Raw genomic sequence first — 20,601 nt, forward strand, 5'->3', positions numbered from 1 at the left:
GTCACCTCAATAAAATCATAGCTTGCAAGCGTTGCAAGCCGAGGATTTTGCCGACCTTGCAACCGATCAGCCGGGGGACCTTCGGGTTGTGCTCAGGGGGGTCAGATGTAGTCCACGAAGGCGGAGAGCTTGTCCTGCCGCAGGTCGCGCATTTCGGCGAGGCTGAAGGTGTCCAGCACCGTGCCCATGGCATCGCGCACCTTCACCATGATGCGGCGGACCTCGCACTGCTCCACGTCGCAGTCCTCGCACGGCACGAAGGAGTTGCGGCTGGCGCAGGGGATGGGCGCGAGCGGGCCGTCAAGGGCGCGGATGATGTCGCCGACAACGATATCCTCGGCCGGCTTCGCCAGCTTGTAGCCGCCCGCCTTGCCCTTCTTGCTGGACAGGAAGCCGGCGTTGCGCAGCTCGCCCAGGATCACGTCGAGAAATTTCTTCGGGATCTGGTTGGCGTCCGCGATCTCGGCCACCTGATTGGACTCGCCCGGCAACAGGCGTGCCAGATGAACGGCCGCCTTCAACCCGTACTTGCCTTTTTTCGTCAGCATTTCACGCCCTCACACCGGGCTTATGGGTTGGAGTTGCTCGAAGGTCAACACACGGCGAGCAGCAGCAGGGTCAGGCGGGCGGTTGCCCGGCCCCGGAAGAGGCGGGCTGGGGCAGGGCCGCGGCAGCGCCTTCCAGGAACAGCAGGAAGACGGCGGCGAAGAAATCGGCGATGGCGGACCTGAGCGGCGGCAACAGGCGTACGCCGCCGGATGCGCCCGCCGCGCGCTCCACGAGGCCTGCCGCCTCCGCATCCCGCAGCAGCTTCAGCACATGGGCGCGGGACACATGGAAACGGCGACCAAGCGACGCAACCGGCGACATGATGGTGTCCTCCGGTGGAAAGGTCCCGTCGCGCACACCGGAGAGGGCGAGGGCGAGCAGGACCATCAGCCCGCCGTCGCGGGCGGCGAACAGGGTCAGCGCCGGGGCATGATCCAGCACACGCTCGCCGGACCGGAAGCGCGTGAGGAGATAGCGCAGCACGATGCGCCGGAAATCCTGATCGTCCAGCCGTGCCAGCGCCACCCCGGCCAGCGGGTCCACATGGCTGGCCGCCGCGAAGATGGCCCGCCACCGTTCGGTCTGGTGGGAGATGAAGAGGGCGGTCGGCACCAGCGGGCGCTGGCGCTTGTCGGCGCCGGGCAGGGCAGGTTTGACGTCCACATAGCCGGCCCAGCGCATCAGCACGAGCATGGCCTTGGCGCGTCCGCGGCTGCACAGGCCGGTCTCGGTGCACAGGCCGATGATGCGCCCGGCGGTGAGGCCGGCGCCGGTTTCGTCCGGCGTGGCGTTGAGATAGAGCGCCATGAGCGCGAACATGGCGCGCTCGCGGTCGTTCAGCAGGCGGTTGAGCAGGCGGTTGCCGTCATAATGGCCGACGAGATTGTCCGCCCAGCTCAGCATGGCTTTGGAAAAGGCGGGGTGCGCCCGCATGGCCGCGATCCGGGGCGCCATGGCGGCCACGGCGGCCACGGGGTCCAGAGGGGCAGGGCTGGACGTATCCGCCTCGCTCCGCCACGGGACGGTGCCATAGGCATCCCTGCTCGCGGCGATATGGTGGCCATCGTCCAGCGCGGCCAAGGCCGGGCTTCGCCGCCGATCGAGATCCGACATCCCGCTCAAGACGTCCTCGCGCCCTGTCGCGTCATCATTACCCCTCTGCCGGTGCACGTTCTAACGGCGTCTGTGCTCTCGCTCCCCGCTCTCCGGGGGGCGAGTGGTGACGTGGCCAGAAATCGCCATTGAGGTCACGCCAGCCCCATTCTAACGCTGGCGCACGTCAAGCGCACCTGGGAAGCGTCGCGCGGACCATCAACCTCCGGAAGGTTGTTGTAATGTCGAAGAGATCCCGCAGTCTTTTCCACATGTTCATTGCGCTGGGCGCGGCATTCGCCGCGATTCCATCGCTGACGCTTCCGGCTGGTGCCGTCGTCTATTGCCGCGCCGTGGGGGTGCCGAAGGGCTGCGTGGCCCGGCCGACGGCTGCTGTCGTTTGCACCCGGCCGGGCTATCCGGTGGGGTGCGTGCCGAAGGGCAATGGCACCGGTGTCGGGGTTCTTCCCGGTGCCGGTGCCGGCGCCGCCGGAGTTGGGCTGGCGCCGGGCGTCGGCGTCGGTGCTCCGGGTGCGGGGGTGAATACAGGGGGGCCTGTCAACCGCGCGGGGGTGCGTTAGGGCAGTGTGCAAAGGGGCGAAAGCCCCCGCCGCATCTGCCCGCCCATGGGTATTTGCACCGGTCTGCCCATGGGTGCACCCCCCGGTTTTCGCGTGCGCCCCGGTTTGCGCGCCTCTGCCGGCCTTCCATTTCCTCCGCCCATCCCGTGCGCCGGGACGGTGCCGCTGATTCCCCAGGAGACACTCATGATTTCGACCCGTCTGGCCTGCCTGCTGGCCGCCTGCCTGATCGGCTCCACCGCTCCGGCCCTTGCCGACAAGGCGTCCTCGGAGGCTTGCGCCGCCGGCCTCTCCGCCGATGGCAAGACCATCTACAAGGCCAGCGCGCCGGCCATCACCCCCACCGCCAACATCCGCGACGTGGTGACGGAGAAGACCCGCTCCCTGGTGATGGGCGGCAGCATCGGCCGTGCAAATGCCAAGACCGACGCCGAGGCGGCCGGCGGCTGCCTCGCCATGCTCAAGCCCTGAGAGGCGCCCGCGCCCCTCTGGCTGTCCTCGGGCTGGCAGGCGGGCGCATGCCGCCACGCGCCGCGTTGTCAGGCGCATCCGCTCTGATTATAGATCGGTTACAGAGTGAGAGGGCGCGGCTGTCCCGCGCCTCCAAGATGGATCAGGCGAGCGAACCATGGTGGCACGCATCTACAAGCCGGCCCGCAATGCGATGCAGTCCGGTGTGGCCAAGACCAAGCACTGGGTGCTGGAATTCGAGCCGGAGCGCGACCGCGCCGTGGAGCCCCTGATGGGCTACACCAGCACCACCGACATGACGAGCCAGGTGCGCCTCACCTTCGAGACCCGCGAGGAAGCGGTGGCCTATTGCGAGCGCAAGGGCATCCCGTACCACGTGACCGAGCCGCACGAGCCGGCCCGCCGCAAGATGGCTTATTCCGATAATTTCGCCCATTCCCGCGTGGGGCAGTGGACCCACTGAGGGTCGATTGAGGGCGTCAGGCCACCGGGCTGCCGCCGGCTCTGGCCTTGTCTCCCGAGGCATTTCGCGTGGACGACGCCCCTGCGCCCGTTTGCATCTGGCGCAGGATGCACAGCCTTGTGCTAAAGGCGGTTTGCGCGATATGCGTCGGCGCATGGCCCCGTAGCTCAGCTGGATAGAGCAGCCGCCTTCTAAGCGGCAGGTCGCAGGTTCGAGCCCTGCCGGGGTCGCCATGATTTAAATGGCTTAGGCTTCTCGCCAGTCGCTATTCCGGCAAATTCACCCGTCTGCCTGTTCCGTTCTGCCCCGCCGTCTTCGCGCAGGCCGGAACAGCATGGCGGCTCCCCCCGTTGAGGAGAAAACGAGGGAGCCTGACATGGACGACACGGGTCACGTGCGATCCCCAGCCGAGATGGATGCCGTCATCGCGGCACACCGGCAACTCCTGATCCTTCTGCTCTCCACCATCGCGGAGAACGAGACCATGCGGGCGCGTCTTGCAGCCCGGATCGAGCAGCGCGAACTCTTTCGTGATGCGCACGAAGATCCCGGAGTCGAGGCGGATGGGGCCGTCGCCTTCGAGGTGGCCGTGGAGCGGGAAATGACGCGCATCCTGGATGATGTGCGCAGCGCTCTGGCGGCGGAGACCGGCAAAACGCTCTGAGCAAGACGCTCCCGGTTCGGTCAGGCCCCCGCGCCCAGTTCCTTGATCGCCTGCCGGTCCGGCTTGCCCTGTTCGGTGCGGGGCACGCGGGGAAGGGGGATGATCGCCGTCGCGTCGGCCACTTCGGCGCCATAGGCTTCGGCAAGAGCCGCGGTGCAGGCGTCCCGGTCGATCTCGCCGCCCGGCCAGGGCTCCACCGCCGCCACGCGCCGGCCGCTGTCGCGGTCGAGCACCACCACCGCATAGCGCACGCCCGGCAGGCGGCAGAGCGTGTCCTCGAGGCCGGTGGAGGTGACGAGAGCGTCGCCCGTGCCGGTGATGTCGTCGGCGCGGCCGAGCACGTGCAGATAGCCAGCCGCATCCAGCACGCCCATGTCGCCGGAATGGTACCAGCCGTCCGCGAAGGCCGTCGTGCTCAGGTCGGGCTGATGGCGATAGCTCTGGGCCATGTTGGCGGGTCGGGTCTCGATCAGGCCCGGCTCGCCGGTGGCGGCGAGCGTGCCGTCGGCCTTGCGCAGTCGCAAATCCACACCCGGCACGAGCCGGCCCGCGCTGGTGAAGCGCTCGGGCAGGCCGGGGTCATGCTCGGCAGGGGAGAGAAAGGTGACGACGCCCTGCTCGCTGGCACCATAAGGATGGGCCACCACCGCCCCGAGACGCGCCCGCGCCCGCTGGCGCAGCACGGCGGGAGCCGAGGCGCCGATATGGACGATCATGCGCAGGGAGGAGATGTCGGTGTCCGCCAGCGCCGGGTCGTCCATCAACTCGAACAACTGCGGCTCCACGAGGAAGAGGTCGGTGATGCGCTGGGATTCGATCTGGGCCAGCGTGTCGGCGATGCTGAAGCCGTCGCGCAGCACCACCGTGCCGCCGCCCAGCAGGGTGGCGTCCACCATCACGCCGGAGAGATAGGCGAGGCGGCCGTTGACCAGTTGGCGCCGCGCAGGATTCGGCGGGCCGTCCACCATGCGGGAATAGGTGGCGAAGTCACGGCAGCTGCCCTTGGGCAGGCCGGTGCTGCCGCCGGAGGAATGGATGACGCCCAGATCCTCGGGGAGGGCCTGACAGGCGATGTCGTCGCCCTCGGGCACATCCTGATCGAGGCGGGCGAGGTCCGGCCCGCAGTCGCCCACGGCGCGCACGGGCACGTCGAGACCGGGTGGCAACAGCGCGCGCGTCTGCGGGAACACCACCAGCAGGGTGGGGGCGATCTTGGCGATGAGCGCGGCGCGCATGGCGGCGGAGGGCGGGGCGGAGAGATAGCAGGTGGCCGCGCCCAGCAGGCTCGCCGCGTAGCGCAGGCAGATGGCATCTGGCGCCGTGGGGGCGAAGAGGGAGAGGAGGGTTCCGCGCCCGATCCCACGCGCGGCGAGGGCGCGGGCATGGAACTGGATGCGGGAGAGTACGGCGCCCGCATCCATGGCGCCGTCCTCGTAGATGAAGACGGTCCGGGCGGGATCGGCGGCGAGGCGGTCCGTCAGGCGATGGATGAAAGTGTCCGCGCTCATGCCGTGCCCCCGCTGCGCATCGCCCGCCCATGGGGATGCGTGGAGGCATGAATGCACCGCCCGCCGGGGGCGTGCAAGCTATTGATCAACAGTCGATACGGTCCGCTCAGCCCCACAGCGGGGCATTTGTAACCGGCTCTCCGCTGCCATGCCGAAACGATACATCTTGCGACACAGCCTCTGTTTACCGGCACATTTCTGCGAAGGGTCAACGGCAGTTTCAGGCCGGTCACGCGGTGTCGAGGGGCGGTTCGTCCTCCATCGCATCTCCCGCCATCCCAGCCCTGCCGCCGGCCTTGCCGGCGCGTCGGCGGCTTCCTGCCTCATCGAGACCTGCATGAACACCTTGCCCCTGAAGATCACGCGTGCCGTGCTGTGCCTTGTCGTTTCCCCGCTGCTTTTCGCGGCACCCGCCCAGGCGCAGGAGGCGGCCGAGGGCGAGCGCCTGTTCAAGGCCCGCTGCGCGACTTGCCATACCACCGTCGAGGGACAGAACCGCGTGGGGCCGAGCCTTGCCGGCGTGTTCGGCCGCACGTCCGGCAGCGTGGAGGGCGCCCGCTATTCCAACGCCATGAAGGGCGCCAACCTCACCTGGGACGAGGCCACGCTGGAGACCTACCTCGCCAATCCGCGCGGCGTGGTGCCGGGCTCGACCATGACCATCTCCGTCACCAGTGCCGACCAGCGCGCCGCCATCATCGCTTTCCTGAAGGCGCAGGCGGGCGGCTGAGGATTCGAGTTGTAACAATTCTCATCAAGGCCCAGACTTCGCGACATCTTGCGACAAAGGGCCGGCCGGAGAGGCACGTTTCTGCGACAGGGCGCGCCTAGCGTCAGGTCAAGAACGGCTCGCAGAGCCTGCCGCCCCATGGCCGCGTACCGCCGACCAAGCTGCGTACCGCCGACGCTTTTTGCCAAGCCGCAATCCAGAACCGAACTTCATCCGGTCGCATGAAAGGGGAGCCGTCCATGCCTCGTCTCAACGTGAATGGTCAGGTCCGTGAGGTCGATGTGGACCCGGACACGCCGCTGCTGTGGGTGCTGCGCGAGCAGCTCGCCCTTACCGGCACCAAGTTCGGCTGCGGCATCGCCATGTGCGGCGCCTGCACCGTGCATATCGACGGCGTGCCCACCCGCTCCTGCGGCCTGCCCATCAGCGCAGTGGAGGAGGCGCAGAAGATCGTCACCATCGAGGGGCTTTCGCCTGATGGCAGCCATCCGGTGCAGAAGGCATGGCTGGCGCTGGATGTGCCGCAATGCGGCTACTGCCAGTCCGGCATGATCATGGCCGCCGCCAGCCTGCTGGAGCAGAACCCCAAGCCGACAGACGAGATTATCAATCAGGAGATCACCAACATCTGTCGATGTGGCACCTACAACAAGGTGCGGGCAGCCATTCACATGGCCGCCGAACGCGGCAATGCGGGCTGAGGAGGCGGACATGAACGCACAACCGCAACTCTCCCGCCGCCGCTTCGTCGTCGGCTCCGCTGCCGCCATCGGCGGCCTCTCGCTCGGCTTCCATCTGCCGTTCTCCTCCGAGGCGCTGGCGCAGGGTGCGCCGGCCGCTGCCCCGGAAGTGAACGCCTGGGTGGTGGTGAAGCCGGACGAGACCGTGGTCATCCGTGTCGCCCGCTCCGAGATGGGGCAGGGCACGCTCACCGGCCTCGCCCAGCTGGTGGCCGAGGAGCTGGAATGCGACTGGTCCCGCGTGACCACCGAATTCCCCGGCCCGTCGGAAAACCTCAAGCGCAGCCGCGTGTGGGGCAATTTCTCCACCGGCGGCAGCCGGGGCATCCGTGAATCCGAGCAGCTTGTGCGGCAGGGCGGGGCCGCCGCCCGGCAGATGCTGATCACCGCCGCCGCCCAGCAATGGCAGGTGCCTGCGGCCGAGTGCCGGGCGCAGAAGGGTGTCATCACCCATGCCGCCTCCGGCCGCAGCACCACCTTCGGCGCGGTGGCGACCGCCGCCGCCAAGGTGCCGCCTCCGGGCGCCATCACGCTGAAGGATCCCAAGGACTGGACCATCGCCGGCAAGCCGCTGCCGCGCCTCGACACCAAGGACAAGCTCACCGGCAAGCAGATCTATGGCGCCGATCTGAACTTCCCCGGCATGCTGAATGCGGCGGTGAAGGCGAGCCCTTACTTCGGCGGCAAGATCGCCTCCTTCGATGCCGACGCCATCAAGGACAAGCCCGGCGTGCGCAAGGTGGTGAAGCTGGACGACGCCACCGTCGCCGTGGTGGCCGACACATGGTGGCACGCCAAGACCGCCCTTGATGCGCTGCCGATCACCTGGGACGAAGGCCCGCACAAGGCCCTCGACAGCGCTGCCATCGCCGCCACGCTCGCGGAGGGGCTGGAGGCGCAGGACGCCTTCGTGGGCAACAGTGCGGGCGATGCGAAAGGCACCCTCGCCAAGGCGGCGAAGACGGTGACGGCGACCTATGCCTATCCGTTCCAGAACCACGCCACCATGGAGCCCATGAACGCCACGGCCCTGTTCACGGACGGCCGCTGCGAGGTGTGGGCGCCGACCCAGAATGGCGAGGCCAGCCTTGCCGCGGCTGCGGAAGCCGCGGGCCTGCCGCCGGCCCAGTGCGAGGTGCACAAATTGCTGCTCGGCGGCGGCTTCGGCCGGCGCGGGTTTCAGGATTATGTGCGGCAGGCGGTGCTCGTCGCCAAGCAGTTCCCCGGCACCCATGTGAAGCTGCTGTGGAGCCGCGAGGAGGACATGCTGCAGGGGTTCTATCACCCCATCACGCAGGCCAAGCTCACCGGATCCCTTGATGAGCAGGGGAACCTTACGGCGCTGCACATGCGCATTTCCGGCCAGTCCATCATGGCCTTCGTGCGGCCCGAGGCCATGGCCGGCGGTATGGATCCTGTGGTGTTTCAGGGCCTGACGCCGAAGAGCCCCGAGGGCATGCTGGGCTATTCCATTCCCAACATCCTCATCGACCATGCCATGCGCAATCCGCCGGTGAGGCCGGGTTTCTGGAGGGGGGTGAACCTCAACCAGAATGCCGTCTATGTGGAATGCTTCATGGACGAGCTGGCGCACGCCGCCGGCATCGAGCCGCTGGCCTTCCGCCGCAAGCTCATGGCCAACCACCCCAAGCATCTGGCGGTGCTGAATGCGGCGGCCGAGCGCATCGGCTGGGATACGCCCCCACCCAAGGGCGTGGCGCGCGGCTGCGCCCAGATCATGGGCTTCGGCTCCTATGTGGCCGCCGCCGCCGAGGTGTCGGTGGAGAATGGCGAGCTGAAGATCCTGCGCATCGTCGCCGCCACCGATCCCGGCCATGTGGTCAATCCGGCGCAGGTGGAGCGGCAGGTGGAGGGCTCCTTCTCCTATGGCCTCTCCGCCAGCCTCTATGGCGAATGCACGGTTGCGGGCGGGCGCATGGAGCAGGAGAATTTCGACAGCTACGACGTGGTGCACATGCACCAGATGCCGAAGGTGGAGACCATCGCCATGCCCTCCGGCGGCTTCTGGGGCGGGGTGGGCGAGCCGACCATCGCGGTGGCGGCACCGGCGGTGTTGAACGCGCTGTTCGCCCTCACCGGCAAGCGCATCCGCACCCTGCCGCTGAAGAACCACTCGCTGGCATGAGGGGCTTGCGCCGGATCGCGCTGGCGGGCCTCGTCTTCCTGACGGGGCCTGCCGTCGCGGCCTCGCCCGCACCGCCCGGCGCTTTGTCGTGCGGTGGCTGCCATCCGGCAAACCCGGCGGGTGCCATTCCCAGCCTCGCCGGCCGTTCGGCCGGTGAGATTGTCTCGCAGATGCAGGCGTTCCGCGACGGCGGCCGGCAGGCCACGGTCATGGACCGCATCGCCAAGGGTTTTTCCGATGATGAGACGCGCGCCATCGCCGACTGGCTCGCCGCCCGTGATGCCGCGCCCAAGCCGTAGGGCGGTGCTCGCGGGGCTGGCGGCAGGCGCGGCGGCATTGGCCGCGCCCTCTGTGGGTGCGCAGACGCCCGGCCGTGTGGTGGTGATCGGCGGTGGCTTCGGCGGGGCCACCTGCGCCCGCGCGCTGGCGGCGGCGGGGCTGAACGTCACACTTGTTGAGCCATCGGGCACTTATGTGGCGTGCCCTTTCTCCAATGCGGTCATCGCCGGTCTGCGCGAGATGTCGGCGCAGACCTTCACTTATGACGGCCTGAAAGGCGCGGGCATCACGCTCGCCGCCCGTGCCGCCACTGCGGTGGATGCGGACGCCCGCCGCGTGCGACTCGATGACGGCACGGAGCTTCCCTACGACCGCCTCGTCATGGCCCCCGGCGTCGACATGAATTTCGAGGCCCTTCCCGGCTATGACGCCTCCGCCGCCGGGCTGATGCCCCATGCCTGGAAGGCGGGCGAGCAGACCCTGCTGCTGCGCCGCCAGCTGGAGACCATGAAGGACGGCGGCACGGTCATCATCTCCGCCCCGCCCAATCCCTTCCGCTGTCCGCCCGGCCCCTATGAGCGGGCGAGCCTGATCGCGCATTATCTGAAGACCCACAAGCCGCGCTCCAAGCTCCTCATCCTCGATGCCAAGGATGCCTTCTCCAAGCAGCGCCTGTTCACGGCAGCCTGGGCGGAGCTTTATCCCGGCCTCGTGGAATGGGTGGGCCTCTCGGGCGGTGGCCGGGTGATCGAGGTGGACCCGGTCACGCGCACCCTCGTTACCGAGTTCGACCGCCACACGGCGGATGTGGCCAACATCATCCCGCCCCAGCGCGCCGGCGCCATCGCCCGGCAGGCGGGCGTGGCGGATGCCACCGGCTGGTGCCCCATCGACCCCGTGACCTTCGAGAGCCGGCTGCGGCCCGGCATCCATGTGATCGGAGACGCGGCCATCGCCGGGGCCATGCCGAAATCGGCCTTTGCCGCCAATGGGCAGGCCAAGGTGTGCGCGGCCGCCGTGGTGGAGCTTCTGGCCGGGCGGGAGCCGGCACCGCCGAAGCTGGTGAACACCTGCTACAGCCTCCTCGCACCGGGCAATGCCATCTCCATTGCCGGCGTCTACCAGCCGAAGAACGGCCTGCTGGCGGATGTGGAGGGGGCAGGGGGGCTCAGCCCGCAGAATGCGTCCAGCGAGGTGCGCGCCACGGAGGCGGCCTATGCGGAGGCGTGGTTTGCCACCGTCACCGGGGAGGCGTTCGCGTGAGGCGGTTCGTGCTCCTCACGGCCCTGCTGCTGGCGGGGCCGAGCTTCGATGCGCAGGCGGTGGCCACCTCCTATGAAATTGAGGGCGATGCCATCGCCGAGCCGCTCACCGGCCATGAGGGCGATGCGGAACGAGGAGCGGCGCTGGTGGCGGATCGCACGCTCAGCCTGTGCGTGCTCTGCCATTCCGGCCTTGTCGCCCCGGTGCACATGCAGGGCAATCTGGCGCCCAGTCTGGCCGGCATCGGCGGGCGGCTCACCCCCGGCCAGATCCGCCTCAGGGTGGTGGATATGAAGCGCCTGAACCCCGACAGCCTCATGCCGGTCTATGGCGGGGTGGCGCCCGGTGCCCGCGTGGCCGGGCCGTGGCAGGGCAAGGCCATCCTGACGGCGGACGAGATCGAGGATATCGTCGCCTATCTCGTCAGCCTGAAAGGGTAGGGCCATGTCTCCCATCCCCCACCTGAAACGACGCGATGTCCTGCTCGGCGCGGCGGCCGGCCTTGCCGTGCTGGCGCTGCCCGCCCGCGCCATGGCGCGCCCGGAGATGCAGGAGGCGGTGAAAGCCTTCACCAAGGGGGCGATGGCGCAGGAGGGGCGGGTGCGGCTCGATCTCTCGCCCATCGTGGAAAACGGCAATGCCGTGCCGCTCACGGTTGACGTTGAAAGCCCCATGGAGAGCGCCGACCATGTGCGCCGCATCGCGTTGTTCAACGAGAAGAACCCGCAGGCGGATATCGCCATCTTCCATCTCTCGCCGGCCTCGGGTCGCGCCCGCATCTCCACCCGCATCCGGCTTGCCACCTCGCAGCAGGTGATCGCGGTGGCCGAGATGAGCGACGGCACCTACTGGTCGCAGACCCGCGACGTGGTGGTGACGCTCGCCGCCTGCATCGAGGTGCTGTGATGCCTCGCACCCTCATCAATGTCCCGAAGACGGCCAAGGCGGGCGAGATCGTCGAGGTGCGGGCCATGATCGCCCATCCCATGGAGACCGGGCAGCGCATGGGCGTGAACGGCGCCATGATCCCGCGCGACATCGTCAATCGCTTCGTGTGCACCTATGGCAGCGAGGTGGTGTTCGCGGCCGATCTCTGGCCGGCGGTTTCCGCCAATCCCTTCCTGTCCTTTTCGCTGCGGGCGAAGGAGGCGGGCGTGATCACCTTCTCCTGGACCGAGGACAGCGGCGCCGTGCACGTGGCAACCGCGGACATCACGGTGACTTGATGCGCCCTGCCGTGCGCTGCTTCGGCTTGGCCGCCCCGCTGCTGCTGGCGGCTTCGGTTGCGCATGGCATCGAGCAAGGCGAGCCGCGCTCGGGCATCGCGTTCGCGAGCCCCGAAACACGGGCCATGCAGGCTGATGACACCGCCAATCCCGGCCTGTTCTGGGTGCTGGACGGCGAGCAGCTGTGGGCGAAGCGCGAGGGCGCGGCGCAAAAATCCTGCGGTGATTGCCATGGCGCGGCGTCTGCCAGTATGAAGGGCATCGCCGCCCGCTATCCCGCCTTCGACGACAAGACCGGGCAGGCGGTGGACCTGACGGGCCGTATCAACCTCTGCCGCACCCGCCACCAGCAGGCGACGCCGCTGCCGCACGAGGGCAAGGAGATGCTGGCGCTCACCGCCTTCGTCGGTTTCCAGTCGCGCGGCCTGCCCATGGCGCCGCCCGCCGATCCGCGCCTCGCGCCGGCACGCGCGCAGGGCGAGGCGCTGTTCACACAGCGCATGGGCCAGCTCGATCTGTCCTGCGCCAATTGCCATGAGGCCAACTGGCAGGGGCGCCTCGGCGGCAGCCCGATCACGCAGGGCCAGTCCAATGCCTATCCGCTCTATCGGCTGGAATGGCAGGGGCTGGGCTCGCTGCAACGGCGCATGCGCGCCTGCATGGTGGGCGTGCGGGCCGAACCGTTCGATTATGGCGCGCCGGAATTCGTGGCGCTTGAGGCCTTCCTCGCCACCCGCGCCAAGGGGCTGCCCGTGGAGACGCCCGGCGTGCGGCCATGAAATGAAGACACCATTTCCGGCACTCTCAGATCATCACTTTGTGATCAAGCTCTGTAATCGGTCCTGAAGTACCGTCTCATGACGACGAAATGCAGGATGATCTGGCAGTTGTCCATGTTCGGGACATTTCGATACAAAGTCATTCCTCTACGGCACATTCGAGCGACAAACCCGTCTCACCTTGCGTGAGATCAGGGGATGGTGCCCCAGCCGAGCCGCATGAGCCAACCGATACAGCACCTGTTCGATCACAGCTCCCACGCTCCGCACGCGCGACAGCCGGCTTCCGGCGGTCTGCCCGGCCCGGCGTTCCTGCGCACGCCTGCCCCGTTTCCGGCACCCGTCGGCCCGTCTCCCTAATCGTGGGCTCATCCCGCCCTCGCGCATGATCCCGCGTGCCCGCGTCCGGAAACGCTGCATCGTCCGTTCCGCAGCATTCCTCCCATCCGTCCGCTTTCGCCGAAACGAGAGGTTCCGCATGTCGCAAGCCCCGCAGGGCCAAACCTCGCCGCGCCAGAGCCAGCCTGGCCAAGCCCCGCGCTCCGAGCCATTGGCCTCGCTCAGCGTGTTCGATGCCGTCACCATCATGGTGGGGCTCGTCATTGGCATCGGGGTGTTCCGCACCCCCTCGCTGGTGGCGGCGAACGTGGACAGCGAGATGGCCTTCGTGGGTGCCTGGCTGCTGGGCGGCCTTGTCACGCTCATCGGCGCGCTCTGCTATGCGGAACTGTCCTCCGCCCATCCTCATGCGGGCGGTGAATATCATTTCCTCTCCAAGGCCTATGGTAAGCCGGTGGCGATGCTGTTCGGCTGGGCGCGCGGCTCGGTGATCCAGACCGGCGCCATCGCGGGCGTGGCCTTCGTGCTGGGCGATTATGCGGCGCAGCTGCTGCCTCTCGGCCCCTATGGGCCGGCGCTCTATGCGGCGATCGCCATCATCGTCTTCACCGGCATCAATGTCATCGGCACGCTGGAGAGCAAGACGCTCCAGGTGGCCATGACCTTCATCGAGGTGGGCGCGGTGCTGGCCATCATCGCCTTCGGTTTGCTGGGCTCGCCCGGCGAGCCGCCGCCGGCGCCCACCGTCGCGCCGGAGACCGCCGCCTTCGGCATGGCCATGATCTTCGTGCTGCTCACCTATGGCGGCTGGAACGAGGCGGCCTATCTCACCGGCGAGCTGAAGGACGCCAAGCGCAACATCGCCCGCGTGCTGGTGATGGGCACGGTCATCCTCGTGACGCTCTATGTGCTCGCCAATGTGGCGCTGCTCGCCATCCTCGGCCTTGACGGCCTGCGCAATTCCGATGCGGTGGCGGCGGACATGATGGCGCGCATGGCGGGTCCCTCAGGCGCTTTCATTGTCAGCCTTGCCATCGTGGTGGCGGCCGTTTCCACGCTCAACGCCACCATCTTCACCGGCGCCCGCGTCTATTACGCCATGGCCCGCGACATCACCCTGCTGCCGCGCGTCGGCGAATGGGATGCGCGGGGCAAGACGCCGGCCAACGGCCTCATCCTGCAGGCGGTGGTGGCGCTGGTGCTGGTGGCCATGGGCGCCGCCACGCGGGATGGCTTCAAGGCCATGGTGGATTACACCGCGCCCGTCTTCTGGGGCTTCCTGCTGCTGGTGGGCATTGCCGTGTTCGTGCTGCGCTGGCGCGAGCCGAAGCGCCTGATGCCCTTCAGGGTGCCGCTCTATCCGCTCACCCCGATCCTGTTCTGCGCCACCTGCATCTACATGCTGCACGCCTCCATCGCCTACACGGGCGTGGCCTCCCTGATCGGGCTGGGCGTGCTGGCGGCGGGTGCCCCGCTGCTGCTGTTCCGCCGCCGCGATGAGGCTTCCCGGCGCGATGTGCCGGCCGTCGGATCGGCGGCCACCCAGTCCGAGTGATCTTTCCCCTCGAACCCGGAGACATGACATGACCGTCATTCGCACCCTTGCCAGCAAGGTCACTATTGCCTGCGCCGTCTCGGCGCTCAGCCTCAACGTCGCCTTCGCCCAGTCCCCGCAGGCGCCCATGCAGATGGCGCAGGCTGCTGCTCCCGCCGCCAACAAGGCGTTCGAGCCGGTGTCCGGGCAGGCCGGCAAGGACGTGGTGTGGGTGCCGACCCAGCAGGAGCTGGTGGACCGCATGCTCGCCATGGCCAATGTGACGAAGGACGATTACGTGATCGATCTCGGCTCGGGCGATGGCCGCACCGTCATCACCGCCGCAAGGCTCGGCGCCCGCGCCCATGGCATCGAGTTCAACCCCGACATGGTGAAGCTCTCGCAGGACGCGGCGAAGAGAGAGGGCGTGACCGAGCGCGCCTCCTTCGAGAAGGCGGACATCTTCCAGTCCGACTTCTCGAAAGCCTCGGTGGTGACGATGTTCCTGCTGCCCCAGCTCAACATCAAGCTGCGCCCGACGCTGCTGGACATGAAGCCGGGCACCCGCATCATCTCCAACACCTTCGACATGGACGACTGGCACCCGGATGAGTCGCTGGTTCTGAGCACGGACTGCGCCAGCTTCTGCCGCGCCTACAAATGGATCATCCCGGCCAAGGTGGCGGGGGACTGGCGCGTGGGCGGGGATGAACTTCAGCTCACCCAGACCTACCAGATGCTCTCCGGCACCCTGACGCGCGGCGGCAAGAAGCTGCCCATCTCGGAGGCCAAGATGATCGGCACGCAGATCACCTTCACCGTGGACGGCAAGCGCTACACGGGCGAGGTCGGCGGCGGCAAGATGACGGGCACCGCGGAAGGTGCCGGCGCGTGGACGGCGGAACGGTCCTCGACCTGACCGGGGCGGAACACGTTTTTCGAACACACCCCGGATCTTAAGGTCCGGGGTGTGTTTCGTCGTGCCGGACGAGCGCGGCAGTCCGGAAAAATCGTCTGCAACTGTCGCTGCGGCAGGTGCTGACGCATTCTGATACACTTTTGATATGGGTTGGCGGGAACACTCGCGTATGTTGCCCTCAGAGCCGGATCGGACATCCGCCTCAGTAACCTTGATAGAGTATTCGATGGACGCGGCACCCCATATCGCGGTCGTCGACGACCATCGCGATATTCGTGATCTCGTCGGCAAGTACCTGATCCAGCACGGCTACCGCGTCTCGCTGGCGGAGAATGCCGGCGCCATGCGCCGGCTGCTGGAGAAGAGCGCGCCCGATCTCGTGGTGCTCGACATCATGATGCCCGGCGAGGATGGCCTCTCGCTCTGCCGCTATCTGCGCAGCACCACCGAGCTGCCCATCATCCTGCTCACCGCCATGACGGAAGAGACCGACCGTATCGTCGGGCTGGAGGTGGGGGCGGATGATTATCTCACCAAGCCGTTCAATCCGCGCGAACTGCTGGCCCGCATCAAGGCCGTGCTGCGCCGGGTCAACAGCCTGCCGCCGCAGAAAGGGCAGATCGCCGCGAAAGTGGTGCGCTTCGATCGCTGGACGCTGGATGTGGGCAGGCGCGAGCTGATGGGCAGCGACAGCGTGGCCGTGCCCCTCAGCACGGCCGAATACCGGCTGCTGTGCGCCTTCCTCGATCATCCCGGCATCGTGCTCAGCCGCGACCAACTGCTCGACCTCACGGTGGGGCGCACGGCCGATCCGTTCGACCGCAGCATCGACAATCAGGTGAGCCGCCTGCGCAAGAAGGTGGAGGCGGATCCCAAGCAGCCCTGCCTGATCAAGACCCACTGGGGCGGCGGCTACTCCATGACGGCCGAGGTGAAACGCCAATGATGCGCCTGTGGACCCGGAGCCTGGCCGCCCGCTTCATCTGCTTCACCCTGCTCTCGCTGGTGCTGGCACAGGCGGTGGTGTTCTTCATCTCGTGGGACGAGCATGGGCAGGCCATGCGCAAATCCGCGAAGAGCGAGATGCTGAGCCGCGGCTCCTCGCTGGTCCGCGTGCTGGAGGCGACCCCGCCCAGCCTTCAGGCGGACATCCTCGCCGCCAGCAACACCACCGCGACGCGCTACTGGATCACGCCCTCCGTGCCGGAGGATGTCACCACCTGGCGGATGGATGCGTGGGGGCAGCTCACCGAGCCGCTGGCGCGCCTGCCGGTGCACGGCAAGAGCCCGCCCGCGCTGGAGCCGCGCATCGAGAAGCCGCGCAATGCCTCCGAGGTGGGATCGCCCACCTGGCTGGACATGCCGCCTTATGCCTGGCCGATCTCGCGCCCGGCCAAGTTCTGCTATCTGGACAATGCCGCCGGCATGGGGCTGGCCGTGCAGCTGGAGAACGGCAGCTGGCTCAATGCCGCTTTCGCCAAGCCGCAGGAATCGTTCTGGAACAGCCAGACCATCGCCTCGCTGACGGCCTCCGCGCTGGTCCTCTCCGTGCTCGCCATTTTCGCCGCGCGCGGCATCGCCCTGCCGCTAAAGCGCCTCACCCGCGCCGCCGAGGCGCTGGGGCGCGGACAGCAGATCGACCCGCTGCCCGAGACCGGCCCGGACGACATCCGCCAGACGGCGGAAGCCTTCAACCGCATGCAGGAGCGCCTCACGCGCTTCGTGGAGGACCGCACCCGCATGCTGGCCGCCATCGGCCATGATCTGCGCACGCCGCTCACCTCGCTGCGTCTGCGCGCCGAGTTCATCACCGACGACGAGGTGCGCGAGAAGGTGCTGAGCACGGTGATCGAGATCCAGTCCATGTGCGAGGCGACGCTCGCCTTCGTGCGGGAGGAGGGGGCGGCGGAGGAGACCCGCGCCGTGGACCTTGCCGCGCTGGTGGAGAGCCTGTGCGAGGATCTGGCCGAGCTGGGACAGGAGGTCACGTTCCTGGAGACCGAGCGTCTCAATTATCGCTGCCGCCCCGCGGCCTTGCGCCGCGCCTGCCGCAACGTGGTGGAGAATGCCGTGCGCTATGGCGAGCGCGCCCGCGTCTCCATCCTGCCAGGCCCCGACCATGTCTCCATCGTGGTGGAGGATGACGGGCCGGGCATCGCCGAGGATGTGCAGGAGCAGGTGTTCGCACCTTTCTTCCGTCTTGAGCATTCGCGCAACCGGGAGACCGGCGGCGTGGGCCTCGGCTTGGCAATCGCCCGCACCATCGTGCGCCATCACGGCGGCGACGTGCTGCTGGCCAATGCCGGGCAGGGCCTGCGTGTGACCATCGCCTTGCCGGCCATGCCCAGCGACGGTGTGCAGGGCGCCCCGGCGCCAGTGACGCGCGAGAAGCTACGCCGCCGCCTGCCGCTCGGGCGTTCCGGCGTCCCCACCACCGGCGGGGCCGGCTGAGGCGGGCTTATCCTTGCCGCGCACCATCAGCACCGAAGTGAGCACGCAGCCGAGGCCGCAGATGCCGACGACCCAGCCCATGGGCCATGGCGTGCCGTCCGCGCACCAGCCCACCAGAGCGGCGCTGAGCACGCCCGAGCCATATTGCATGGTGCCGATGACCGCCGAGGCCGCGCCCGCCTGACGCGGGAAGGCGGCAAGGCCGGCGGCAACCGAATTGGCGACGATGAAGCCGCTCATGGGAATGTAGAAGAACAGGGGCACCGCCAGCCCGGCGAGCCCGCCCCAGCCGAAGCGGGCGTTCATGGCCAGCACCACGCCGGCGATGGCGCAGGTGACGGCGCCCACCTGGAACATGCGCTGCGTGCCATGACGCATCACCAGCCTGGTGTTCAGGTAATTGGTGCCCATCATGCCGAAGATGTTGCAGGCGAAGATGAAGCCGTAGAAGCGCTCCGGCACGCCGTAATATTCGATATAAGCGAAGGGCGAGCCGGCCAGATAGGCGAAGATGCCGCCATAGAAGAAGCTGCCGGCGGCGGAATAGCCCAGCAGCTTCCGGTCGCACAGCAGCATGGCATAGTCGCGCCACACCGCGCTCATGCGCTGCGCGCTGCGGCGGGATGGCGGCAGGGTCTCGGGCAGAGCCAGGAGCGAGACGAGCGACAGAGCGCCGAACAGCACCAGCGCCCAGAAGATGGCGCGCCAGGAGGCGAACTGCAGGATCTGGCCGCCGATGATGGGGCCGAGCAGCGGCGCCACGCCCATGATCAGCAGCAGCGTTGAAAGCACCTGCGCCGAGCGCTCGCGGGCATAGAGATCGCGCACCATGGCGCGGGCCAGCACCGGGCCGGAACAGGCGCCCAGCGCCTGCACCACGCGCCAGCCGATCAGTTGCCCCACGCTGTCCGACAGCGCGCAGCCGATGCTGCCGGCGATGAACAGCAGCGTGCCGGCGATGATGGGCTTGCGGCGGCCGAAGCGATCCCCCAGCGGCCCCCACGCCAGCTGGCCGAGGCTGAAGCCGATGAGATAGGTGGAGAGGGTGAGCTGAATGAGCCCCGGATCAGCTTTGAGCGCCGCGCCGATGGCCGGAAAGGCGGGGAGATAGGTGTCGGTGGAGGCGGCGGCATAGGCCATCAGGGCGCTCAGAATGAGCAGGACGCGCAGGTCCGCCGTCCGGGCGCTGGTGGCTGCCGGCGGGGAAATGTCTGAGGTGCTGGACATGGGCTGGCCTGACGCGTGACATCCGCCGGAAAAGACGCGCCAAAAGATGCGCTCGCTGCCCCGGACCCTGAAGGAAGATGCCGCAACGGTATGCCTTTGAGCAGGCCGGATGCGACGTATGCTTACAATGTCTAGGTCCTTTTTGCGCTGCACAACAGGGGTGTCGGCGGCTTTCGCCATGCCCTCAGCGCATGAGCATTTCAGGCGCGGGCATAGCGAGCGAGCGGACGCAGCGGCAGGTTCGCATATTGATGAAGTCTGCTCATAGGTACATGCACCTTGCCCCCCTTATTCCCCGGCGGCGCGCTCGCTAGACAAGGTGCCGACGCGATGTGGGGTGCCGAACTGCGTGGCGCGGCCCGGCATGCCCGGCAACGACACCGCTGAAGGACGCATTTGGCGTCCGGTGCCAGTCCCCGCACGCGCGCGACAGAGTAAGGACTGACCAGATGAAGACCATTGGCTTCGCGGCGACCTCCGCCGACACCCCGCTCGCCTCCTTCCGCTTCGAGCGCCGCGCCGTGCGCCCCAACGATGTGGCCATGGAGATCCTTTATGCGGGCGTCTGCCATTCCGATCTGCATCAGGCCCGCAACGACTGGGGCTGGTCGCAATATCCCATGGTGCCGGGCCACGAGATCGTTGGCCGGGTGATCGAGGTGGGCAGCGACGTGACCGGCTTCAAGGTGGGCGATATCGGCGCCATCGGCTGCATGGTGGACAGCTGCCGGGATTGCGACCAGTGCCGCAAGGGCTGGGAACAGTTCTGCCGCAAGGGCAACACCCAGACCTATAACGACAACGACCGCATCGACGGCACGCGCACCCATGGCGGCTATTCCAAGCATGTGGTGGTGCGCGAGGAATTCCTGCTGCATGTGCCGGCGACGCTGGATGTGTCGCGCGCGGCGCCCCTGCTGTGCGCGGGCATCACCACCTATTCGCCGCTGCGCACCTGGAATGTCGGCCCCGGCAGCCGGGTGGGCGTCATCGGCCTCGGCGGCCTCGGCCACATGGCGGTGAAGCTCGCTTCCGCCATGGGCGCGGAAGTCACCGTGCTCTCGCGCTCCGGCGACAAGCAGGCCGACGCGCTGGCGCTGGGTGCTGACCGCCTGCTCATCTCCACCGATGCGCAGGCCATGGCGGCGGCGGATTCCAGCTTCGACCTGATCATCGACACCGTGCCGGTGAAGCATGATCTGGCGCCCTACATGCCGCTGCTGGACGTGGACGCCACCCTCGTCATCGTCGGGCAGATCGGCCCCATGGCCGAGCCCAATACGGTGCCGTTCGTCATGGGCCGCCGCCGCATCGCCGGCTCGCCCATCGGCAGCATCCAGGAAACGCAGGAGATGCTGGATTTCTGCGGCCGCAAGAACATCCTGCCCGAGGTGGAGATGATCCGCATGGACGAGATCAACGCGGCCTTCGACCGCATGGAGCGGGCCGATGTGCGCTACCGCTTCGTCATCGACATGGCCTCGCTCGCCGCCTGAGCGGACGGCCCGATCCGGACGCCGCGCTGTTGCGCGCGGCGTCCCTTGCGGCGGCGCGCTGAGGCGGGCCGTCGTTTTCGTTTGGCGACCGCGTGCGCGGCCTTTTGTTGAGCGGCTTTTCCGGATTGCCCGGCCCGTCGCGCC

At 68.0% G+C, this 20,601-nt stretch carries 21 protein-coding genes and 1 tRNA gene; 18 read left to right on the forward strand and 4 right to left on the reverse strand.

The genetic code is table 11. The annotated features are described in order from the left end of the window. Window positions 1–101 precede the first annotated feature (101 nt). Together IEW24_RS18250 and IEW24_RS18255 are read right to left on the reverse strand one after the other, a co-directional pair. A complete protein-coding gene (locus IEW24_RS18250) occupies window positions 102–548 on the reverse strand; it encodes an RrF2 family transcriptional regulator (RefSeq protein ID WP_188581248.1) in 447 nt (148 codons plus the stop codon). Between the two features lie 70 nt (window positions 549–618). Then, complete coding sequence (locus IEW24_RS18255) at window positions 619–1,662, reverse strand: hypothetical protein (protein WP_188581249.1); 1,044 nt, start codon at window positions 1,660–1,662, stop codon at window positions 619–621. Window positions 1,663–2,408: 746 nt separating this feature from the next. On the opposite strand from IEW24_RS18255, the gene IEW24_RS18260 reads away from it, so the two are divergent. The 4 genes from IEW24_RS18260 to IEW24_RS18275 all read left to right on the forward strand — a co-directional run bounded on the left by IEW24_RS18260 (window position 2,409) and on the right by IEW24_RS18275 (window position 3,820). Continuing rightward, window positions 2,409–2,693 carry a hypothetical protein gene (locus IEW24_RS18260; RefSeq protein WP_188581251.1) on the forward strand — a complete coding sequence of 95 codons (285 nt, stop codon included), beginning with the start codon at window positions 2,409–2,411 and terminating at the stop codon, window positions 2,691–2,693. Window positions 2,694–2,850: 157 nt separating this feature from the next. Further along, entirely contained in the window at window positions 2,851–3,156 is a 306-nt protein-coding gene (locus tag IEW24_RS18265; RefSeq protein ID WP_188581253.1) for an ETC complex I subunit, read from the forward strand. A gap of 156 nt (window positions 3,157–3,312) precedes the next feature. Beyond that, a tRNA-Arg gene (locus tag IEW24_RS18270) sits at window positions 3,313–3,389 on the forward strand. 143 nt (window positions 3,390–3,532) lie between these two features. Continuing rightward, window positions 3,533–3,820 carry a hypothetical protein gene (locus tag IEW24_RS18275; protein ID WP_188581255.1) on the forward strand — a complete coding sequence of 96 codons (288 nt, stop codon included), beginning with the start codon at window positions 3,533–3,535 and terminating at the stop codon, window positions 3,818–3,820. A 20-nt stretch (window positions 3,821–3,840) separates the two neighbouring features. On the opposite strand, the gene IEW24_RS18280 is transcribed toward IEW24_RS18275, so the two are convergent. Beyond that, window positions 3,841–5,328, reverse strand: a complete 1,488-nt coding sequence (locus IEW24_RS18280; RefSeq protein WP_188581257.1) for a class I adenylate-forming enzyme family protein — start codon at window positions 5,326–5,328, stop codon at window positions 3,841–3,843. A 337-nt stretch (window positions 5,329–5,665) separates the two neighbouring features. On the opposite strand from IEW24_RS18280, the gene IEW24_RS18285 reads away from it, so the two are divergent. From IEW24_RS18285 to IEW24_RS18345, 13 genes are all read left to right on the forward strand, one after another. Beyond that, the gene (locus IEW24_RS18285) at window positions 5,666–6,058 is read left to right on the forward strand and encodes a c-type cytochrome (protein WP_188581259.1); all 393 of its coding nucleotides are present in this window, start codon (window positions 5,666–5,668) and stop codon (window positions 6,056–6,058) included. Between the two features lie 239 nt (window positions 6,059–6,297). After that, window positions 6,298–6,759 carry a (2Fe-2S)-binding protein gene (locus IEW24_RS18290; RefSeq protein WP_188581261.1) on the forward strand — a complete coding sequence of 154 codons (462 nt, stop codon included), beginning with the start codon at window positions 6,298–6,300 and terminating at the stop codon, window positions 6,757–6,759. Window positions 6,760–6,769: 10 nt separating this feature from the next. Next, window positions 6,770–8,944, forward strand: coding sequence for a xanthine dehydrogenase family protein molybdopterin-binding subunit (locus tag IEW24_RS18295; RefSeq protein WP_244644524.1), 2,175 nt, complete (start codon window positions 6,770–6,772; stop codon window positions 8,942–8,944). Beyond that, the gene (locus tag IEW24_RS18300) at window positions 8,941–9,243 is read left to right on the forward strand and encodes a c-type cytochrome (protein WP_188581266.1); all 303 of its coding nucleotides are present in this window, start codon (window positions 8,941–8,943) and stop codon (window positions 9,241–9,243) included. Before IEW24_RS18295 ends, IEW24_RS18300 begins: the two co-directional genes overlap by 4 nt. Beyond that, window positions 9,224–10,486: an NAD(P)/FAD-dependent oxidoreductase gene (locus IEW24_RS18305; RefSeq protein WP_188581488.1), complete on the forward strand. Its 1,263-nt coding sequence runs from the start codon at window positions 9,224–9,226 to the stop codon at window positions 10,484–10,486. Before IEW24_RS18300 ends, IEW24_RS18305 begins: the two co-directional genes overlap by 20 nt. Continuing rightward, on the forward strand, window positions 10,483–10,926 hold the full coding sequence (gene soxX / locus IEW24_RS18310; protein ID WP_244644525.1) for a sulfur oxidation c-type cytochrome SoxX: 444 nt from the start codon (window positions 10,483–10,485) through the stop codon (window positions 10,924–10,926). Before IEW24_RS18305 ends, soxX begins: the two co-directional genes overlap by 4 nt. 4 nt (window positions 10,927–10,930) lie before the next feature. Next, on the forward strand, window positions 10,931–11,392 hold the full coding sequence (locus IEW24_RS18315; protein ID WP_188581267.1) for a SoxY-related AACIE arm protein: 462 nt from the start codon (window positions 10,931–10,933) through the stop codon (window positions 11,390–11,392). Next, on the forward strand, window positions 11,392–11,712 hold the full coding sequence (gene soxZ, locus IEW24_RS18320) for a thiosulfate oxidation carrier complex protein SoxZ (RefSeq protein WP_188581269.1): 321 nt from the start codon (window positions 11,392–11,394) through the stop codon (window positions 11,710–11,712). The genes IEW24_RS18315 and soxZ overlap by 1 nt, the downstream gene beginning before the upstream one ends. Beyond that, on the forward strand, window positions 11,712–12,491 hold the full coding sequence (gene soxA / locus IEW24_RS18325) for a sulfur oxidation c-type cytochrome SoxA (RefSeq protein WP_188581272.1): 780 nt from the start codon (window positions 11,712–11,714) through the stop codon (window positions 12,489–12,491). Before soxZ ends, soxA begins: the two co-directional genes overlap by 1 nt. 478 nt (window positions 12,492–12,969) lie before the next feature. After that, window positions 12,970–14,385, forward strand: coding sequence for an APC family permease (locus tag IEW24_RS18330; protein ID WP_188581273.1), 1,416 nt, complete (start codon window positions 12,970–12,972; stop codon window positions 14,383–14,385). A gap of 28 nt (window positions 14,386–14,413) precedes the next feature. Beyond that, window positions 14,414–15,283, forward strand: a complete 870-nt coding sequence (locus IEW24_RS18335; RefSeq protein WP_188581275.1) for an SAM-dependent methyltransferase — start codon at window positions 14,414–14,416, stop codon at window positions 15,281–15,283. 226 nt (window positions 15,284–15,509) lie between these two features. Then, on the forward strand, window positions 15,510–16,229 hold the full coding sequence (locus IEW24_RS18340; protein ID WP_188581277.1) for a response regulator: 720 nt from the start codon (window positions 15,510–15,512) through the stop codon (window positions 16,227–16,229). After that, window positions 16,226–17,734, forward strand: coding sequence for a sensor histidine kinase (locus IEW24_RS18345; RefSeq protein WP_188581279.1), 1,509 nt, complete (start codon window positions 16,226–16,228; stop codon window positions 17,732–17,734). Before IEW24_RS18340 ends, IEW24_RS18345 begins: the two co-directional genes overlap by 4 nt. Here the strand turns inward: IEW24_RS18345 and IEW24_RS18350 are convergent. Next, window positions 17,675–18,961 (reverse strand): Bcr/CflA family multidrug efflux MFS transporter, encoded by a 1,287-nt coding sequence (locus IEW24_RS18350; RefSeq protein WP_188581281.1) that lies wholly within the window; start codon window positions 18,959–18,961, stop codon window positions 17,675–17,677. The genes IEW24_RS18345 and IEW24_RS18350 overlap by 60 nt on opposite strands. Before the next feature lie 449 nt (window positions 18,962–19,410). On the opposite strand from IEW24_RS18350, the gene IEW24_RS18355 reads away from it, so the two are divergent. After that, on the forward strand, window positions 19,411–20,457 hold the full coding sequence (locus IEW24_RS18355) for an NAD(P)-dependent alcohol dehydrogenase (protein WP_188581283.1): 1,047 nt from the start codon (window positions 19,411–19,413) through the stop codon (window positions 20,455–20,457). The last annotated feature ends 144 nt before the right edge of the window (window positions 20,458–20,601 follow it).

This window comes from Azorhizobium oxalatiphilum (assembly GCF_014635325.1).
GTDB lineage: Bacteria > Pseudomonadota > Alphaproteobacteria > Rhizobiales > Xanthobacteraceae > Azorhizobium > Azorhizobium oxalatiphilum.

Excerpts from the sequence above, each read along its gene's own strand:
- IEW24_RS18260 (WP_188581251.1), top strand. The coding sequence starts at position 2,409 with ATGATTTCGACCCGTCTGGCCTGCCTGCTGGCCGCCTGCCTGATCGGC.
- IEW24_RS18345 (WP_188581279.1), top strand. The coding sequence starts at position 16,226 with ATGATGCGCCTGTGGACCCGGAGCCTGGCCGCCCGCTTCATCTGCTTC.
- IEW24_RS18250 (WP_188581248.1), bottom strand. The coding sequence starts at position 548 with ATGCTGACGAAAAAAGGCAAGTACGGGTTGAAGGCGGCCGTTCATCTG.
- IEW24_RS18280 (WP_188581257.1), bottom strand. The coding sequence starts at position 5,328 with ATGAGCGCGGACACTTTCATCCATCGCCTGACGGACCGCCTCGCCGCC.
- IEW24_RS18275 (WP_188581255.1), top strand. The coding sequence starts at position 3,533 with ATGGACGACACGGGTCACGTGCGATCCCCAGCCGAGATGGATGCCGTC.
- soxA (WP_188581272.1), top strand. The coding sequence starts at position 11,712 with ATGCGCCCTGCCGTGCGCTGCTTCGGCTTGGCCGCCCCGCTGCTGCTG.
- soxZ (WP_188581269.1), top strand. The coding sequence starts at position 11,392 with ATGCCTCGCACCCTCATCAATGTCCCGAAGACGGCCAAGGCGGGCGAG.
- IEW24_RS18335 (WP_188581275.1), top strand. The coding sequence starts at position 14,414 with ATGACCGTCATTCGCACCCTTGCCAGCAAGGTCACTATTGCCTGCGCC.
- IEW24_RS18350 (WP_188581281.1), bottom strand. The coding sequence starts at position 18,961 with ATGTCCAGCACCTCAGACATTTCCCCGCCGGCAGCCACCAGCGCCCGG.
- IEW24_RS18255 (WP_188581249.1), bottom strand. The coding sequence starts at position 1,662 with ATGTCGGATCTCGATCGGCGGCGAAGCCCGGCCTTGGCCGCGCTGGAC.
- IEW24_RS18330 (WP_188581273.1), top strand. The coding sequence starts at position 12,970 with ATGTCGCAAGCCCCGCAGGGCCAAACCTCGCCGCGCCAGAGCCAGCCT.
- IEW24_RS18315 (WP_188581267.1), top strand. The coding sequence starts at position 10,931 with ATGTCTCCCATCCCCCACCTGAAACGACGCGATGTCCTGCTCGGCGCG.
- IEW24_RS18300 (WP_188581266.1), top strand. The coding sequence starts at position 8,941 with ATGAGGGGCTTGCGCCGGATCGCGCTGGCGGGCCTCGTCTTCCTGACG.
- IEW24_RS18285 (WP_188581259.1), top strand. The coding sequence starts at position 5,666 with ATGAACACCTTGCCCCTGAAGATCACGCGTGCCGTGCTGTGCCTTGTC.
- IEW24_RS18290 (WP_188581261.1), top strand. The coding sequence starts at position 6,298 with ATGCCTCGTCTCAACGTGAATGGTCAGGTCCGTGAGGTCGATGTGGAC.
- IEW24_RS18355 (WP_188581283.1), top strand. The coding sequence starts at position 19,411 with ATGAAGACCATTGGCTTCGCGGCGACCTCCGCCGACACCCCGCTCGCC.
- IEW24_RS18305 (WP_188581488.1), top strand. The coding sequence starts at position 9,224 with ATGCCGCGCCCAAGCCGTAGGGCGGTGCTCGCGGGGCTGGCGGCAGGC.
- IEW24_RS18265 (WP_188581253.1), top strand. The coding sequence starts at position 2,851 with ATGGTGGCACGCATCTACAAGCCGGCCCGCAATGCGATGCAGTCCGGT.
- IEW24_RS18295 (WP_244644524.1), top strand. The coding sequence starts at position 6,770 with ATGAACGCACAACCGCAACTCTCCCGCCGCCGCTTCGTCGTCGGCTCC.
- IEW24_RS18340 (WP_188581277.1), top strand. The coding sequence starts at position 15,510 with ATGGACGCGGCACCCCATATCGCGGTCGTCGACGACCATCGCGATATT.